The sequence below is a fragment of the Halioglobus sp. HI00S01 genome (assembly GCF_001635445.1).
Taxonomy (GTDB): domain Bacteria; phylum Pseudomonadota; class Gammaproteobacteria; order Pseudomonadales; family Halieaceae; genus Halioglobus; species Halioglobus japonicus.
Map to the genome: position 1 here is coordinate 154,855 of NZ_LWEE01000322.1, position 15,295 is coordinate 170,149.

Below are 15,295 nucleotides of genomic sequence, written 5' to 3' on the forward strand. Positions count from 1 at the left end.
TTTAACCAGCGGATGCTTCTGCGCTGGGCAGGGAGTAGGTCAGGCTTTCGCCTTTGAAGATCTTGAAGCGCGGACTGCCGAATCGCATGCGTCCTTTGCCGCGTTCGATAAGTTGATCGGAATCGAGACTGTGTTCAAGATTCTCCGAGATCTGTTTGCGCGCGCGAAAAATCATGATGTTAATGTGGGGCATATCCATACCCAGGTCTTTCTTAAGCTGTTCGTTGTCAATCCAGCCCTGGGTTTTCTGGTCATAGCCGTTGCCTGCATCGGCAGCGCGAATTCTGGCCAGGTGCATGAGCAGATAGTGGTGGCTGCGCTCGCCAAGATTGACCTTGTCGCTGCCGCAGTTGAGCTGCAAGCCGGTGTTTTCCTCGTCCTGGCTCAGGTCAAATACAAACTCGATATCTTCGAGCTTCTGCTCGGGTGACACCGAAATTTCGGTGGCATTTTCGGTTTCAGCCAGAAATACCTGCCATTCGTGGCCATCGTAGCGCAATGTGTCCCCGTGATGAATGACCCGCTCGTTGCCCTGGATATTGTCCTGCTCCATCGGCTGCAACAGCCAGCAGCGACGGTGATAAGAGTAAATGAGTACCGCCTGGGGATTGTCCGGCGAAGGCAGGAATACAAAGGGCTCGAGCGGCAGATCCTGGGTGTCCTCGGTCATTCCCAGTAGGCCGGAGTTCGGCTCTGTGTCATCGATAAATTCCAGCGGGGGCATGTCCGGCGCACCGATATGGATTTTGTCGCCGATGCGCACGGGCACACTTTGATTGGGGTGAAGCCGAGTCGCACCCAGCCAGGTGCCATTCTTGGACAAGTCGCGCACGTTCCAACGTTCGCCGTCCCACTCCATGGACAAGTGGATTCGCGATGCAATAGGGTTGCTCATCACCGTATCGGATCGTTCCGCACAGCGTCCGATGGTGTGATGTGTACGAAGGAAGAAGCTTCGTTTGTTGTCTTTATCGCGCAATTGCGCCATGGGAGCACGCCTTGATTAATTATTAGCCAATCTTCCGTGATCTGGCTGTAAACGGTAGGAAGGTCCCCGATAACTCCGACGAAAATAGTCGAATTCCATGCCCAGTGCAACCTAAGGCAAGCTTACCGTGTAATTGTGCGTAATCGTAATTAAAGATGCCTTTAATCACAATGCCCACGTGCATGGGAATGCACACCACGCGGAAATTAGCGGCCAGGGATGGCCGCTTTTTTTTGGCTCGCTTTTTTGCTTAGGCGCTGCTTCGCGCCGAGGTTCAGTTCAGTTGGGCCGGTTCAAAAAGTGAGTAATAGGGCGCGTGGCAATGCAGCGCAAGGAAATTTCTGGGGGATAGGAGTGATAACGGGCGCCACCCTATCTCGTTGAAATTTTAACAACAGCTTATAAGCTGTTGTTAAATAAAGCTTATCAGGCGGCCCTTACCCAGTTGTTGCGACCGGGAGGCACGATTTGGCTATAGGCAACATCGAACAAGCCATGTACGCGGCCCTCAAATTCGCTGCCGAGCGCATCGAGTAGCTCATTGATGTAGTAGTGATTGGCACCGGGCGCGGCGATATAAATATTACCGAAGAAATTGCACGGCACGACCCGCTCGGTGAGCCACTTGGCCAACTCGGCCGCTGAAAAACGCACGCCACTAGTGGGGTGACCAATGGTGCTGGGCGAGCCATGCGCGGAAATGAACAAGTCCTCTCCCTGGGCCAGTATGTCCGCGAAATCACTCTCGGGCGCATAGGGCATAGCCAGCCCGAATATGGCGCGTGGATAGCGGCGGAACATGTGCTGAACTTCGGAATAATCGCGTATGTCGAGACTGAGAATCACGGCAAACCCCATACTGTTTTTGTTAGACATCGCCGTTCTATGACGACGATGCCAGCATCTCGTTTTGGGGTCGTTACAGCAATTACGCCAGCTTACAGGGCTTTGACCAGGTGCCCCCCATCGACGGGGAGTATGGCGCCATTGATGAATGTGCTGGCATCACTGGCCAGTAGTAGCAGCGGCCCCGTCAGTTCGTCGAGATCGCCCATGCGGCCGGCAGGGGTGTCCTTGAGGTATGCCTGGCCTTCCTCTGAGTACAGGTAATCACTGTTCAGTTCGGTGGCAAAGTAGCCGGGGGCGAGGGCGTTCACCCGAATCTGCTTGCCGGCGAGTTCCAGTGCAAGGGCCTTGGTCATTTGCACCACGGCAGCTTTAGACATGGCGTAGATACTCTCCCCAAAACTGACCCGCAGCCCAAGGATGGAGGCAATATTCACGATACTGCAGGGGCGCCCGGCCGCGACCGCCGAGCGGGCAACGCCCTGGGCCACACGCCAGGCACCTTTCAGATTGACGTTCATCACGTGATCGAAATCCTCTTCGGAAGCCTTGAGGCTATAGCGCGACGCGGCGACGCCGGCATTGTTGACGAGTATGTCGATTGTCCCGACGGATGCCTCAATGTGTTGCAGCGCGCCGCTGACACTGTCCGGATCGGTGACATCCATGCTGACCGCGATGGCGCGACCGCCACCTGCGGCAATATCGTCCACCAGGGCTTCGAGCTTCTCCTGGCGCCGGGCAGCGAGCACAACCTGGGCACCCGCCGCGGCGAGTACGCGGCCGAAATGAGCCCCCAGACCGCTGGATGCACCGGTGACCAGGGCAACTTTGCCCTCTAGGGACAATATCGCGTCCACGTTCTGGGTCATCAGGACTGCTCCGTATAGCGTTTAATAATCATCTTGCCGAGGGCCATCTGGTGAACCTGGTCGGGGCCGTCTGCCTGGCGGCACCAGCGCGCGTAGTTGAAGCCCTCTGCCATACAGTAGTCTTCAGTGAGGCCACCGGCGCCGTGCATCTGCATGCAGCGATCAATCACCTGCTGCATCATAATAGGCACACTGGTCTTGCTGGCGGCAATCAGGTCTATCGCTCCCTTGGGGCCCACCTCATCCATTTTCGCGCAGGTTTTCAATACCAGCAGGCGCGCCATTTCAATTTCTGAATAGCACTTTGAAATGTCCTCGCGCACCGATTGGTGGCGATCCAGCGTACGGCCAAAGGTGGTGCGGCTGACGCTGCGCGCACAGGCCATCTCAAGCGAACGCTGGGCAATGCCGATAAGGCGCATACAGTGATGAATCCGGCCTGGCCCCAGGCGACCCTGGGCGATTTCAAACCCGCGACCTTCGCCGAGCAGAATATTCTCTGTAGGTACCCGCACATTGTCGAAACGCAGTTCGGCGTGACCTATCGGCGCGTCGTCATAACCAAGCGTGGTCAGCGGGCGAACAATTTCCAGCCCCGGGGTGCCCTTGGGTACTAGCACCTGGCTTTGTTGCTTGTGACGATTTTCATTGTCCGGGTCAGATTTACCCATAACGATAAAGATCTTGGTGCGCTCATACATAGCATTGGTGATAAACCACTTGCGGCCGTTGAGCACCCATTCGTCGCCGTCGCGCTCAATCCGCAACTCCACGTTGGTGGCGTCCGAGGAGGCAACCTGCGGCTCGGTCATGGCGTAGGACGAGCGGATCTCGCCATTCAGCAGCGGCGTCAACCATTGGGCCTGCTGTGCTTCAGTGCCGTACTTCATGAATACTTCCATGTTGCCGGTATCTGGCGCATTACAGTTAAACACCTCAGGGCTCCACAGCACCCGCCCCATCATTTCTGCCAACGGGGCATAATCGAGGTTGCTCATGCCATCGTGATCGACAAATTGGGACAGCGAGGGGGGCACGAACAAATTCCACAGCCCGGCCTCGCGAGCGGCGGCCTTGAGCTCGTCCATGAGGGGCAGTGCTGCCCAGCGGTTGTCTGCACTGTTTAACTGGGCGTGATAGGCCGCTTCATTGGGGTAAATATGCTCGTCCATGAAAGATTGCAGTTGCGCCTGCAGCGCCAGTGACTGATCGCTGAACTGAAACATGATCTCTCGCCTTTTCTCGTGTATGGGTATGCAGCGATGGTATGGTTGGCGCCATCGTTCGACAAATTAATTTCAACAATGCTTGGCCATTGATAAAAATGATACCTACGTGCAGGAGGAGTCTGGATGTTTAACAGTGTCGAGGAAATTGCCGACGGACAACTGATCGTGAGCCAGGGGGAGGGCGTCGCACTCGTGGAACTCAATCGCCCGGACAGCTTCAACGCGCTCAGTGTCAGCCTGCTCAATGCGTTGGTCGCTGCCTTGAGTACCCTTAGCGAAGACCCAACTGTGTCTGCCATTGTGCTGACTGGCAGGGGCAAGGCCTTTAGCGTCGGCGTCGATCTGAAAGAACTGGCCAGCGGCAACGGCTTGATGGAAAGCGGCGAACTCGGCCCCGGTGGCAGTGTGATGCGCGCCTTCAATGCCTGCCAGAAACCGATTATTGGAGCGGTGAATGGCTTTGCCGTTACAGGAGGTTTCGAAATAGCGCTCGCTTGTGACTTCCTTTACGCGGCGGAATCCGCCCGATTCGCTGACACCCACGCCCGCGTAGGGCTCATTCCAGGGTGGGGGCTGTCGCAGAAATTACCCCGTCTGGTGGGTATAAACCGCGCCAGGGAGATTAGCTTTACCGGCAATTACTTCGGCGCAGCGGATGCTGAGGCCTGGGGGCTGGTCAACCGCGTCTGTTCAGACAATGACCTGCTTGCCGAGGCCCTGGATACCGCCCATCAGATTGCCACGGCACTGCCTGAGGCGTTGTTTGCGATTAAAGCGATGATGAGTGAAGGTTGGGAGGATACGCTGGGGCAGGCGCTGGTGATGGAGGGCGAGCGGTCCAATGCGTACAACAGCAGTATCGATGTTTCGGGAATGGCGGAGCGCCTGTCGACCCTCAAGGCGCGGGCCCGGAAATAACGCCCCCCGTGCAGCGGCCGGTATTGCCGGCCGCGGTCATGATTTCAGTAAAACGGTTCTCCGCACACAACCTGTCGAACCAGGGCAGATCGAAGAAATGACCGGACATGCCCCCAGAGACCGCACTGTCGACTTCTACGAGGGCTGCCAGGGACTGACCGGCAAGCGTATACACCAGCGCGTTTGAAAAACTGATCATCGGATTGCCCTGGAAGTCAGAGGTCTGATTCTTGATCAGCTTGAGGGCGCGCTCAAACTCACCCATATGCGCAGCCGCTTGCGCTGCTGCTTCATCGAACACCAATGAATCTCCGGCGCTATGCCGCCCCAGGAGTTCGGTGTAAAGCTCGCGCGCGCGCTCTGTGTTGCCCAACAGCGATTCCACATCGGCCAGGCTGAGAATGAGCACGGCGTCCTGGCTATCAGCAGCATAGGCTTGAGCAAAGTGCATTCTTGCGGTCGGGTAATCCTCGGTGTACAGATAAGCATTCCCCAGGTTGCTGCGCACCACAGGATTATCACTGAGCGCCAGGCTGCGCTCCCAGAGGTTTACTGCGCGCTCTAGCGACCACTGTTCGAAGGCAATCAGCGCGAGCAAGTTCAGGGCCTTGGCACTATTCGGGTAGCGTTCGAGGGACTGCTCAAGAGACTCGCTGGCAGCTGTCGCATCGCCCCCAAAATACTGGCTGCGTGCCAGCGCGTAGTAATGCTCGCTGGTGGGTTGCAACCTTAAAGCACGGGCATAGCTCTGGGCAGCCGCGGGGAAGTCCTTGTCTTTGCTTAAGATACGTCCCTGCAGATAGTGCGCAATCGCCGGATCTGGGTTGTTGGCAATGATCTGATCGCGAACCCGTTGCATTTCGGCGATATCACCGCGCCCGGTGTAGAGCTCAAACCAGGCGGTATCGAGCAGTGCCGGATCCGCCACCCGCCGGCTACCCTCACCCAGCTGTTGCTCCAGCGCGTCAAGGTACTGGGGGGCGGCCATCGTCTGGAATGCTTGGTAGCCGATGTCTGCCAATAACTTGTAGGCGGGCGCATAGCCCGGGGCGCGCTCAATTACTGTCTGCAGGTTGGCGAAGAGGTCTACGCTGTTACTGCCACCTTGTTCGTGGATACGATAGATATCCAGATAAGCGCGATAGTCCTCTTCACTGATCTGGCTGGCGATACTCGCCACCTCAACGCCCGTTTCGGGGAACAGCAGCGGCCATTGCGCCATGGTTTGCTCGACCGCGTCCAGTGCCGAGTCCAATGGTACTGTTGCGTTAAACTGACGGCTCACGCTGGCATCCGGCGCTTCCAGGCGTGCCATAGACAGTTCACAGGTGTGCTGACCGCAATCCAGGCTCGATACCAGCAGGCTGTCTGCTCCCAGGGTCTCCAACAGTTCGACGGGCGTATTTACCGCCAGTTCTTCCTGACGAAACTGCACCAGGGCCAGCCCCGTGCTATCGATGACGCTTTGTTTGACGGATTGGTTAAGGGCGGTGCGCAACCAGCGTGCTTCGCGATCATCGGCACCGGCGGCGGTCACAGTAGTGGGCACAACAGCGACGTTGGTTACGTTCGCAGAGGCCAGGACATACCAGTATGCGAATCCCGCTATAGCCATGACTAAAATGGCTCCGAACAGGTGGCGGCTGCTGTGCGACTGGCGTGTCAGTGCATCCGGCAGCGGTGTCTCCTGTTGGGTGGAGGCGTAATAGGCGAGTTGGAATTCATGCGCAGCCTCAGCGGCGCCCAGGTCGGGCTGCTCCGCAAGCATACGCTGCAGGAGTTCGCGGATGCTGGGGCTTAGCTCGTGTTTCTTGTCGCCGAGTACCGCCTCGGCGAGATTGCCCAGGGCGGACACATCCGCCTGTGGGTCGGCGGTCTCGCTGGCAATACCAAAGTCGCTGACCTTGGCGATCTTGCCAGGACCGATCAGCACGTTTTCCATTTTCAGGTCGCGATGGCAGATGCCGGCTTCGTGAAGAGCGGCAATGCCAGAGGAGATCTGTGCCAGCCAATGTAGGCGCTGGCTGACATCGGTGCGATGCTCGCGCAGGTAGATGAAGAGGTTGCGACCGTCGATGTACTCCATGACCATGGCGGGCACACCGCCTTCGTCGAGGATATCATGAATCTGGACGATGTTGGGATGGCTCAATTGCGCCAGCAGGCGGGCCTCATCGCGCATCTGATCGCGCCAGTCGCCATCAGGTAAGTCACCGCGCAGATATTTGATGGCCACCTTGCGATCGAGGCTGGTGTCGTCAGCGAGATAGACCTCACCCATGCCGCCGCGGCCGAGTGTAGACTCGATTCTGTAGCGCTGAGCGACCAGTCCGATTCTGTCACTCAGCATGGGAAACTTACCATGCAATCACTTCCTGTGAGGCTTTTTGTATTTATTCGCAATGTGCCCGAGACGCCAAGAGAATAACCGGAATTCGCATCGAGAGAAAGTCGAGTAATAGACCACCAACTACGGACTCTGGCAGCACACGCGCACCGCGCTTGCCCAGTGCTGCCTGTTCGTACACAATGAGAACATGACGCGCCGGAGCCGGTATCCCCGCCCCGCGTTCACTCCCTTTCGAAGATTGCGCTGGTGACATGCCGGCACGGAACGTACTTTTGCCGAAAAACGCTGCAGCCGCCGCAACTCCTGACGCCCAGCCTCGCCTGGAAGAGTGGCTGCCGCTGATTCGGGAGCGGACCGGTACGGCCATGCGCGCCACCGGCGCTTTTGCCGGCGGTCTGGCCAAGATCTATGTGGCCATGCGGCCGCTCGCCACGCTCATCAATCGCCACGCTGATGTGACCGAGGCGGAACTGCACGACGCCATTGATGCGCTGTTTCTGGCCCTGCGAACCCATCCCCTGACAAAACAAATTCGCGATGTCACCCGGCGACTGCGCGAAGACAACATACTTCCTAATGAGGAAAGCACCGAAAACCTGATCCGGTTTCTGATTGATCAGGTCACGGCACGCAGTGTCATACCCATTCCCGAACAGGTCACTGAAGAATTCTGGAGTTTCTTCAACGACCTCATGGCAGAACCCGAGCTGCAGGGTCTGGGCGAGGTGAGTCTCGATGTGGCGCGCATCGTGATCAGCGCCTATGAGCCGCTCATCGTGGATGTGCTCAATCAGCTCAAGGCGATGCGCAGCAGTAATAATCGCCAGCTGCGCGAGCTCTACGACCAGACCGGCGTACTGCGCTCTGATCTCGATGTGTTTCGTCGGCAGGTGGGGGCGCTGGCCTATATCCGCGAGTTTTTTGATACCGATCCTGACGACTTCAAGGCTCAGGCAGGCGTCGTCGCGCAAATGGTGCGCGAGTTCGGCCCCTTCTTCATTAAAATGGCACAGGTGGCGGCCTCTGGTTCGGATTTCCTTCCTGAGGAAATCAGCGAAGCATTAGAGGTTTTTCAGGAGGACGTTGAGCCCATGGCGCCCTGGGAGGTCGAGCAGGCTTTCAAGGAATGCTTTGGCGAGGAGCCCTCGAAACGCTACTACGATTTCGATGCCAGTAAACCGCTCAAATCCGGTTCCATTGCCTCTGTGTACGTGGCGCAAAAGCCGGTAACCAACCGCCGCGGCCGGCAGGAATTACAAACGGTTGTTGTCAAAGTGGGGCGCCATAATCTCGAGCGCGAATTTCTGATCGGCAAAACCGTGATCAAGCTGGCCATTCTCAGTAGCCAGTACTGGGCTCCGCACTCCAAGCTGTCGCCGTTTCTTAACTCCTGGCTCGACCAGGTCGATATTTTTGTAGAGGGCTTCCGCGCTGAACTCGATTTCGAGGCGGAGGCGGCGGTGCAGACCCGTTTCCAGGAGCGCGCCCGGCACACCGGGGGCTGGCACGTGCCGCAGGTATACGCCACGACCCGGCGTATTATTGAAATGGAATACATCGAAACCGGTGCCAGTCTTGGCACCGCGTTCAAACAGTTGGGGCGGCGCAAATCGTTGCGTTCGCGGCGCAAGGTGGGCAGGGCGTTTCTGCATACCCTGTTATCGCACATGCTGGTGTACCAGGAATTCCACGGCGACCTGCACCCGGGCAATCTGCTGGTGGATGAGCGCTCGCAGCTCTACTTTATCGACTGGGGCAACAGCGTCGACATCAGCCATATCTGGCGCCCTACGGTAAATTACCTGCAGGCCATTTTTGCCGCCGACCCACACGCCATCACCACGGCAATGATTGAGCTCGGTATGGATTCTGCAGTCCTCGAATCCCAGCGCGCGGAGATTCTGACCCTCGTTGAGCAGGCGCTGATCGAGGCAGATGTCACGCCACTGGGGCTGGATTTCGCCCTGACGATTTATCGCGAAGGCACAGACGGGCTGGTAAAACGCCTGGAACTGGCGATGGGGCTGGCTGCCGTCATGGGGCGGCAGGGTATTGTGATTAACAGCGATTACCTGCATTTGAGCCGGTCGGTAACGGCGATGCTCGGCTCTTATCTGGGCATTTACAAGGGCGTTTCGCGCTGGGCAATCAGTCAGGATATCGCCCGCGTTATGCTGGAGTTTCCTGCACTTGAAAGCTATCGGCAGGCTCGGGGTTATCGCCGCCGCCTGCTGCGGCAGGTCGCAGCGGACCTGCCGGTGGGGCGCAGAAAAGCTATTTAACCGATGACACCGGCTTCTTTAAGGCTGGCAATAGCTGTGTCGTTGTATCCTGCAGCGGCGAGAATCTCTTCAGAGTGCTGGCCCAGGGTAGGTGGGTGTTTATGCAGGCTCGCAGGCGTCTCGGACAGGTGTCCCGGATAGCGGATATAGCGCATGGTGCCGTTGTCGGGATGCTCTGCGTCAAACAGGGTGCGATTGTGCAGCGCCTGGGGATCTTCCGCGAATTCTCGAATGGTTTTTACCTTGCCAAAGGGCACCCCATTTTCGTCGAAGCGGCGCAGTAATTCATCCGTCGGCCATTTGGCAATTTCGACTTCGATAGCATCCAGCCATGGGCCGAAATCCGTAATCCTCTCGCCGACATTGCGCATACCCTCACGTTCCAGCAAAAATTCGCATTCGAGTGCTTTGCACAGTCCCTCGAAGTGATTGTCTTGTAGCGCCATACCCACTACGTGCCCATCCTGGGTGGCAAAGCTGCGCAACACCGCCAGCGGTTCGGCATCTGGCATATCGGAAGGTTGGAATGTGTCGACCGGCAACATATCCGGGAGCGAATTGGCGGCGTAAGCATCGATCATCGGCACATCCACGCGCTGCCCGCGACCGGTGCCGCCCTCGCGATCCCTGGCATACAGGGCGGCCATCACCACACCTGCAGCGGTCGTCGCCGTCGTCTTGTCGACGATAGCGGATTGGATAAGCTGCGGCTTGCCGCCAAACGGCGCACCCTGGATATGCATCATACCCACCAGCCCCTGGGCAATGGGATCATAGGCAGGGCGTTCAGAGTAGGGACCTGTGGGCCCGAATCCGGTGATAGCGGCGTAGATCAGGCGCGGATTGAGTGATTTCAGGTCGTCGTAGCCAATACCGAGACGATCGGCAACACCCGCGCGAAAGTTTTCGACGAGGATATCTGCGTCGGCAGCCAGGCGTTTGAGGATGTCGACGCCTTCGGGCGACTGCAGGTTCAGTGCCAGGCTGCGCTTATTGCGGTTCATCTGGCAGTAAAAGCCGGTCAATCCGTTCTTTTGGGGAGGCACCATCCAGCGTGCCACTTCGCCGTGAACGGGTTCGATTTTGATCACGTCAGCACCGAGGTCGCCGAGCATCTGGCTGCACAGCGGACCGGTAATCATGCTGGTGATATCGAGTACGGTAAGCCCGGCCAGTGGGCCGGTGGGAGTCTCATTCAGTTTAATGTCCATGCTGCATCTCGTTGTTATTTTCAGTCCATTGTAGCCGCCACATCGCCGAGCAACACTACCATCTCTGCCAAAAACATCGCTCAATTGATGCCAGCTGTACAAAAAACAGCCTGTCACCTGCGGTCAATTATTTCCAGCGGTGCGGTCATTGAGAGTCGCTGGACCATTGACCATGATGGCGCTCCCAATTCACATTCAACTGGAAGCGAGATGAGCAACACCGCCTATATTTACGATGCCGTCAGAACGCCCCGCAGCAAGGGCAAAGCTGGTGGCAGCCTGAATGAAGTCAAACCTGTCGACCTCGGTGCAGGGCTCCTGCGCGAGCTGCAACAACGCCACGACCTCGACACGTCCTATGTCGACGACGTCATCATGGGGTGTGTCGCCCCGGTGGGGGAGCAGGGCTCTGATATTGCCAAAATGATTGTGCAGAACGCCGACTGGGACGAATCCGTTGCCGGCGTGCAAGTGGATCGCTTCTGCGCGTCTGGCCTGGAGGCTGTCAATAGCGCCGCTGCCAAGGTCGCTTCGGGCTGGCACCAGATGATTGTTGCCGGCGGTGTTGAATGCATGTCGCGGGTACCCATGGGTAGCAATGGCGGCGCCATGGGCGGCGATCCCGCCTTCAGCACCAAGACCCGATTTGTCCCCCAGGGCATCGGTGCCGACACCATAGCCACGCTGGGTGGCTGGGGCCGGGAAGACGTTGATGCCTACGCCATGGAATCGCAGAAGCGTGCGGCGCACGCCCGGGATAACGGCTACTTTGATCGCTCCGTGGTTCCGGTGAAAGACGCCAATGGTCAGGTCATTCTCGCCAAGGACGACTTCATCAAGCCTGACACCACCATGGAGGGCCTGGCAGGCCTTCGCCCGTCTTTTGAAATGATCGGCGGCATGGGCTTTGACGACATGGTCATCGAGAAATACAGCCAGCTTGATCGTATCGACCACGTTCACACCCCGGGCAATTCCTCAGGCATTGTCGACGGTGCGTCCGCCGTATTGATTGGCTCGGAGCAGGCGGGCAAGGATCTCGGGCTTACGCCCAGGGGCAAAATTGTCGCCGCCACCGTCCTGTCGACCGACCCAATCATCATGCTGACCGGACCCGGACCTGCGGCACAGAAGTGCCTCAAAATAGCGGGCCTCAATAAATCGGACATCGATTTGTGGGAAATCAACGAAGCGTTTGCATCCGTAGCGATGCGCTATATGCAAGACCTGGATATCAGCCACGATGTCACCAATGTTTGTGGCGGCGCCATCGCCATGGGACATCCACTGGGTGCAACGGGCGCGATACTGGTCAGCACCATGCTCGACGAGTTGGAGCGGCGCAATCTCAAGCGCGCCATGCTGTCACTTTGTGTCGGTGGCGGTATGGGTATTTCCACCATTATTGAACGCGTCTAGAGCTGGCTGAGGAGTTAGGAAACATTATGAGCGGATTTATTTACGAAAAAGACGCAGACGGCATCGTTACAGTCACCATGGACATGAACGGCCCCGTCAACTCAATGAACGAAGAGTATCGGCAGCTCATGGGGGATACGATTACCCGGCTGCAGGCAGAAGAGGGCCTGACCGGTGTGGTTCTGGCCTCGGCCAAAAAGGTGTTCTTCGCCGGCGGCAATTTGTACGACTTGCTGGCCGCCCAGGAAGAGGACATCCCTCAGTTCATGCAGGAACTGGACCTCACCAAAGGCCAGCTGCGGTCACTGGAGAAGCTGCCCGTGCCAGTCGTCGCGGCCATTAACGGCGCTGCTCTGGGTGGCGGTTTTGAAATCTGCCTGGCCTGTAATCATCGCATCGCCTGGGATAATCGGGCCGTGCAGTTAGGTCTGCCCGAAGTCAGCCTCGGCCTGCTCCCCGGCGGTGGCGGCGTGGTTCGCATGGTTAATTTGCTCGGCTTACAGGCCGCACTGCCATACCTACTGGAGGGAACCCGTGTCAGCCCCGAAAAAGCTCTGGCGGCAGGCATGATTCATGAAACGGTAGCGTCAGTCGATGAACTGGTACCCCGCGCCAAGGCGTGGATACTGGAAAATAAAGACAATGAGGCTGCAGCGGTACAGCCCTGGGATGTTAAAGGCCACAAGATCCCCGGTGGCAATGCGGCACACCCTGCCAATGCGCAGATGATTACCGCCGCGCCAGCCATGCTTTTCCAGAAAACCCGCGGCTTACTGCCGGCACCGATTAAAATTCTCGATTGTGCGGTAGAGGCAGCGCGTCTCAACCTCGATACCGCCCTGGTGGTCGAATCCCGCGGTCTGGCAGAGCTGGCCATCACTCCTGAGGCCAAGAACCAGATCAGTACCTTCTTCTTCGGTATGAACAAGGTCAATGGAGGCGCCAGCAGACCGCAAGATATCGAACCTCAAAAGACGACTAAAGTTGGCGTACTGGGCGCAGGTATGATGGGGCAGGGCATCGCCTACGTGTCTGCCATGGCCGGAATCGAGGTGGTGCTCAAGGACATTAGTCAGGAAGCTGCAGACCAGGGTAAAGCCTACAGCGAGACGCTGCTGGCCAAACGGGTCGCCAAGGGACGCATGGATCAGGCAAAGGCCGACGCCATTCTCGCATTGATCAAGCCAACCGCAGAGGATGCGGATTTGCAGGGCTGCGATCTCGTGATTGAGGCGGTGTTCGAAAACATGGAGCTCAAACACAAGATCACCAAAGATCTGCAGGGATATCTGGCCGAGGACGGCATCTGGGGCTCCAACACCTCCACGCTACCCATTACCCAGTTGGCAGAGGTCGCCACCAAGCCTGAGAACTTCATAGGCATTCACTTTTTCTCACCCGTAGACAAGATGCCACTGGTCGAAATCATCTGTGGCGAGCAAACCGGAGATGTCGCCCTGGCCAAGGCGTTTGACTACTGCAAACAGATTCGCAAAACACCGATTGTGGTGAACGACTCACTGGGCTTCTTCACCTCCCGAACTTTCGGCACCTATCTCGACGAGGGTATGCAGCTGCTGGTCGACGGGGTGCATCCCATCCAGGTGGATAATCTTGGCAAGGCGATTGGTATGCCTGTGGGCCCCTTGCAGGTTCATGATGAAGTCAGCCTGGAACTCACTAAAAAAGCAGGGCAGACCCACGCGGATCTGGGCGTTCTCGATCAATGGGGTGACGGAAGTGTGGGCCGCGCAGTCATTGCCACTATGGTCGATGAGCACGGACGAGGCGGGCGCCACCACGGCGGTGGTTTTTACGAGTACGCCGCGGACGGCAGTCGCTCGCTGTGGCCAACGCTGCTCGACCTTTACCACAAGCCGGAAACTGATCTTCCGGCCCAGGATATCAAGGATCGCCTGCTGTTCCGCCAGGTCATTGAGTCGCTCAAGTGTCTGGAAGGCGGCGTGTTGCGCAGTGTGGCCGATGGCAACATCGGCTCAATCATGGGTATTGGCGCACCGGTCTGGACCGGCGGCTTTATCCAATTCGTGAACACCTACGGTTTGCAGCGCTTCATCGACCGCTGCGCCGAGCTGGAAGCGGCCTACGGCGAACGCTTTAAAGCACCCGCCATTGTCTCGGACAAGCTGGCCGCAGGTGAAATTTTCGAATAGATCGCTGCGGGGCTTCGTCCCCGACACGCTACTTTGATATGGTAGGCGCGCAGACCTTCGGCGCCGGTTCAACAGTGAACTGGTTGCCGTCAGGACTCGCGCCTATTGTCTATCTAGCCTGGAAGAAAATATGTCTGTACGCCCCCGCCGATCCATGCTGTATATGCCCGGTTCCAACCCGCGCGCTCTGGATAAGGCTCGCCAGTTGCCAGTCGACTGCCTAATTCTCGACCTCGAAGATTCAGTAGCTCCTGAAGCGAAGCAAGTCGCTCGCGAACAGGTTGTTGCGGCCCTGGAAGAGGGTGGCTACGGCTATCGTGAAGTTATTGTTCGTACCAATGCCATGGATTCGCCCTGGGCAGCTGATGACCTCGCCGCGATTGCTGCCTGTGGTGCGCCACCGCAAGGTCTGTTATTTCCCAAGCTATCTACCGCTGCAGATGTCGAACAGGCCGTTGTGGCCGCAGACCGCGCCGGTTGTGATGACAATATCGACATCTGGCTAATGGCTGAAACGCCTGCCTGTATACTGAATATAAGTGAAGTCGCTGCAGCGCACCCGCGGTTGGCGGGTATTGTGCTGGGCACCTCTGATCTGGCCAAGGACACCAGGGTCAGGCACACACCGGACCGTCTGGGATTCATTGCCGCGCTGAATCTATGTGTTTATGCTGCCAGAGCGAATGGCCTGGATGTGATCGACGGCGTTGCGCTAGACCTCGACAACGATGAGGCACTCCAGCTCGCCTGTCAGCAGGGACGAGACCTCGGCTTTGATGGCAAGAGTTTGATTCACCCCAAACAACTGGCCGCAGCGAACACGGCTTTCGCACCCAGCGATGCTGAAGTCGCTGCCGCTCGCGAAATTATCGCAGGCTTTGAGGCGGCGCAGGCCGAGGGGAAAGGCGTCGTCGTGGTAAACGGCCGCCTGGTTGAGGCACTGCACGTCGAAGAGGCGCAACGCTGCCTGGCACTGGCGGCAGCCATATCAGGCCAGGTAGCCTGA

The 15,295-nt window shown here is 57.7% G+C and carries 11 protein-coding genes; 5 read left to right on the forward strand and 6 right to left on the reverse strand.

The features are described from left to right. Position 1: 1 nt before the first annotated feature. The 4 genes from A3709_RS20415 to A3709_RS20430 form a co-directional block, all read right to left on the reverse strand. The gene (locus A3709_RS20415; RefSeq protein WP_066059084.1) at positions 2 to 988 is read right to left on the reverse strand and encodes an FHA domain-containing protein; all 987 of its coding nucleotides are present in this window, start codon (positions 986 to 988) and stop codon (positions 2 to 4) included. Between the two features lie 426 nt (positions 989 to 1,414). Further along, positions 1,415 to 1,864 (reverse strand): hypothetical protein, encoded by a 450-nt coding sequence (locus A3709_RS20420; protein ID WP_066059087.1) that lies wholly within the window; start codon positions 1,862 to 1,864, stop codon positions 1,415 to 1,417. A gap of 62 nt (positions 1,865 to 1,926) precedes the next feature. Next, a complete protein-coding gene (locus A3709_RS20425; RefSeq protein ID WP_066059089.1) occupies positions 1,927 to 2,706 on the reverse strand; it encodes a glucose 1-dehydrogenase in 780 nt (259 codons plus the stop codon). Next, positions 2,706 to 3,932, reverse strand: a complete 1,227-nt coding sequence (locus A3709_RS20430) for an acyl-CoA dehydrogenase family protein (RefSeq protein WP_066059092.1) — start codon at positions 3,930 to 3,932, stop codon at positions 2,706 to 2,708. Before A3709_RS20430 ends, A3709_RS20425 begins: the two co-directional genes overlap by 1 nt. Positions 3,933 to 4,058: 126 nt before the next feature. On the opposite strand from A3709_RS20430, the gene A3709_RS20435 reads away from it, so the two are divergent. Beyond that, positions 4,059 to 4,853: an enoyl-CoA hydratase gene (locus A3709_RS20435; RefSeq protein WP_066059095.1), complete on the forward strand. Its 795-nt coding sequence runs from the start codon at positions 4,059 to 4,061 to the stop codon at positions 4,851 to 4,853. Here the strand turns inward: A3709_RS20435 and A3709_RS20440 are convergent. Then, the gene (locus tag A3709_RS20440) at positions 4,831 to 7,203 is read right to left on the reverse strand and encodes a serine/threonine-protein kinase (protein WP_066059098.1); all 2,373 of its coding nucleotides are present in this window, start codon (positions 7,201 to 7,203) and stop codon (positions 4,831 to 4,833) included. The two genes, A3709_RS20435 and A3709_RS20440, sit on opposite strands and share 23 nt — an antisense overlap. Before the next feature lie 272 nt (positions 7,204 to 7,475). On the opposite strand from A3709_RS20440, the gene A3709_RS20445 reads away from it, so the two are divergent. Further along, the gene (locus A3709_RS20445; protein ID WP_066059101.1) at positions 7,476 to 9,485 is read left to right on the forward strand and encodes an AarF/UbiB family protein; all 2,010 of its coding nucleotides are present in this window, start codon (positions 7,476 to 7,478) and stop codon (positions 9,483 to 9,485) included. Here A3709_RS20445 and A3709_RS20450 read toward each other — a convergent pair. Beyond that, positions 9,482 to 10,696, reverse strand: a complete 1,215-nt coding sequence (locus A3709_RS20450) for a CaiB/BaiF CoA-transferase family protein (protein WP_066059104.1) — start codon at positions 10,694 to 10,696, stop codon at positions 9,482 to 9,484. The two genes, A3709_RS20445 and A3709_RS20450, sit on opposite strands and share 4 nt — an antisense overlap. 210 nt (positions 10,697 to 10,906) lie before the next feature. On the opposite strand from A3709_RS20450, the gene A3709_RS20455 reads away from it, so the two are divergent. The 3 genes from A3709_RS20455 to A3709_RS20465 all read left to right on the forward strand — a co-directional run bounded on the left by A3709_RS20455 (position 10,907) and on the right by A3709_RS20465 (position 15,295). After that, positions 10,907 to 12,115 carry an acetyl-CoA C-acetyltransferase gene (locus tag A3709_RS20455; RefSeq protein WP_066059107.1) on the forward strand — a complete coding sequence of 403 codons (1,209 nt, stop codon included), beginning with the start codon at positions 10,907 to 10,909 and terminating at the stop codon, positions 12,113 to 12,115. 26 nt (positions 12,116 to 12,141) lie between these two features. Next, complete coding sequence (locus A3709_RS20460) at positions 12,142 to 14,289, forward strand: 3-hydroxyacyl-CoA dehydrogenase NAD-binding domain-containing protein (protein WP_066059110.1); 2,148 nt, start codon at positions 12,142 to 12,144, stop codon at positions 14,287 to 14,289. Between the two features lie 130 nt (positions 14,290 to 14,419). Beyond that, positions 14,420 to 15,295, forward strand: coding sequence for a CoA ester lyase (locus A3709_RS20465; protein WP_066059113.1), 876 nt, complete (start codon positions 14,420 to 14,422; stop codon positions 15,293 to 15,295).

Bases quoted from the DNA above. Each gene is read 5' to 3' on its own strand.
- A3709_RS20440 (WP_066059098.1), bottom strand. From the start codon at position 7,203: ATGCTGAGTGACAGAATCGGACTGGTCGCTCAGCGCTACAGAATCGAG.
- A3709_RS20430 (WP_066059092.1), bottom strand. From the start codon at position 3,932: ATGTTTCAGTTCAGCGATCAGTCACTGGCGCTGCAGGCGCAACTGCAA.
- A3709_RS20465 (WP_066059113.1), top strand. From the start codon at position 14,420: ATGTCTGTACGCCCCCGCCGATCCATGCTGTATATGCCCGGTTCCAAC.
- A3709_RS20425 (WP_066059089.1), bottom strand. From the start codon at position 2,706: ATGACCCAGAACGTGGACGCGATATTGTCCCTAGAGGGCAAAGTTGCC.
- A3709_RS20420 (WP_066059087.1), bottom strand. From the start codon at position 1,864: ATGTCTAACAAAAACAGTATGGGGTTTGCCGTGATTCTCAGTCTCGAC.
- A3709_RS20455 (WP_066059107.1), top strand. From the start codon at position 10,907: ATGAGCAACACCGCCTATATTTACGATGCCGTCAGAACGCCCCGCAGC.
- A3709_RS20460 (WP_066059110.1), top strand. From the start codon at position 12,142: ATGAGCGGATTTATTTACGAAAAAGACGCAGACGGCATCGTTACAGTC.
- A3709_RS20415 (WP_066059084.1), bottom strand. From the start codon at position 988: ATGGCGCAATTGCGCGATAAAGACAACAAACGAAGCTTCTTCCTTCGT.
- A3709_RS20450 (WP_066059104.1), bottom strand. From the start codon at position 10,696: ATGGACATTAAACTGAATGAGACTCCCACCGGCCCACTGGCCGGGCTT.
- A3709_RS20435 (WP_066059095.1), top strand. From the start codon at position 4,059: ATGTTTAACAGTGTCGAGGAAATTGCCGACGGACAACTGATCGTGAGC.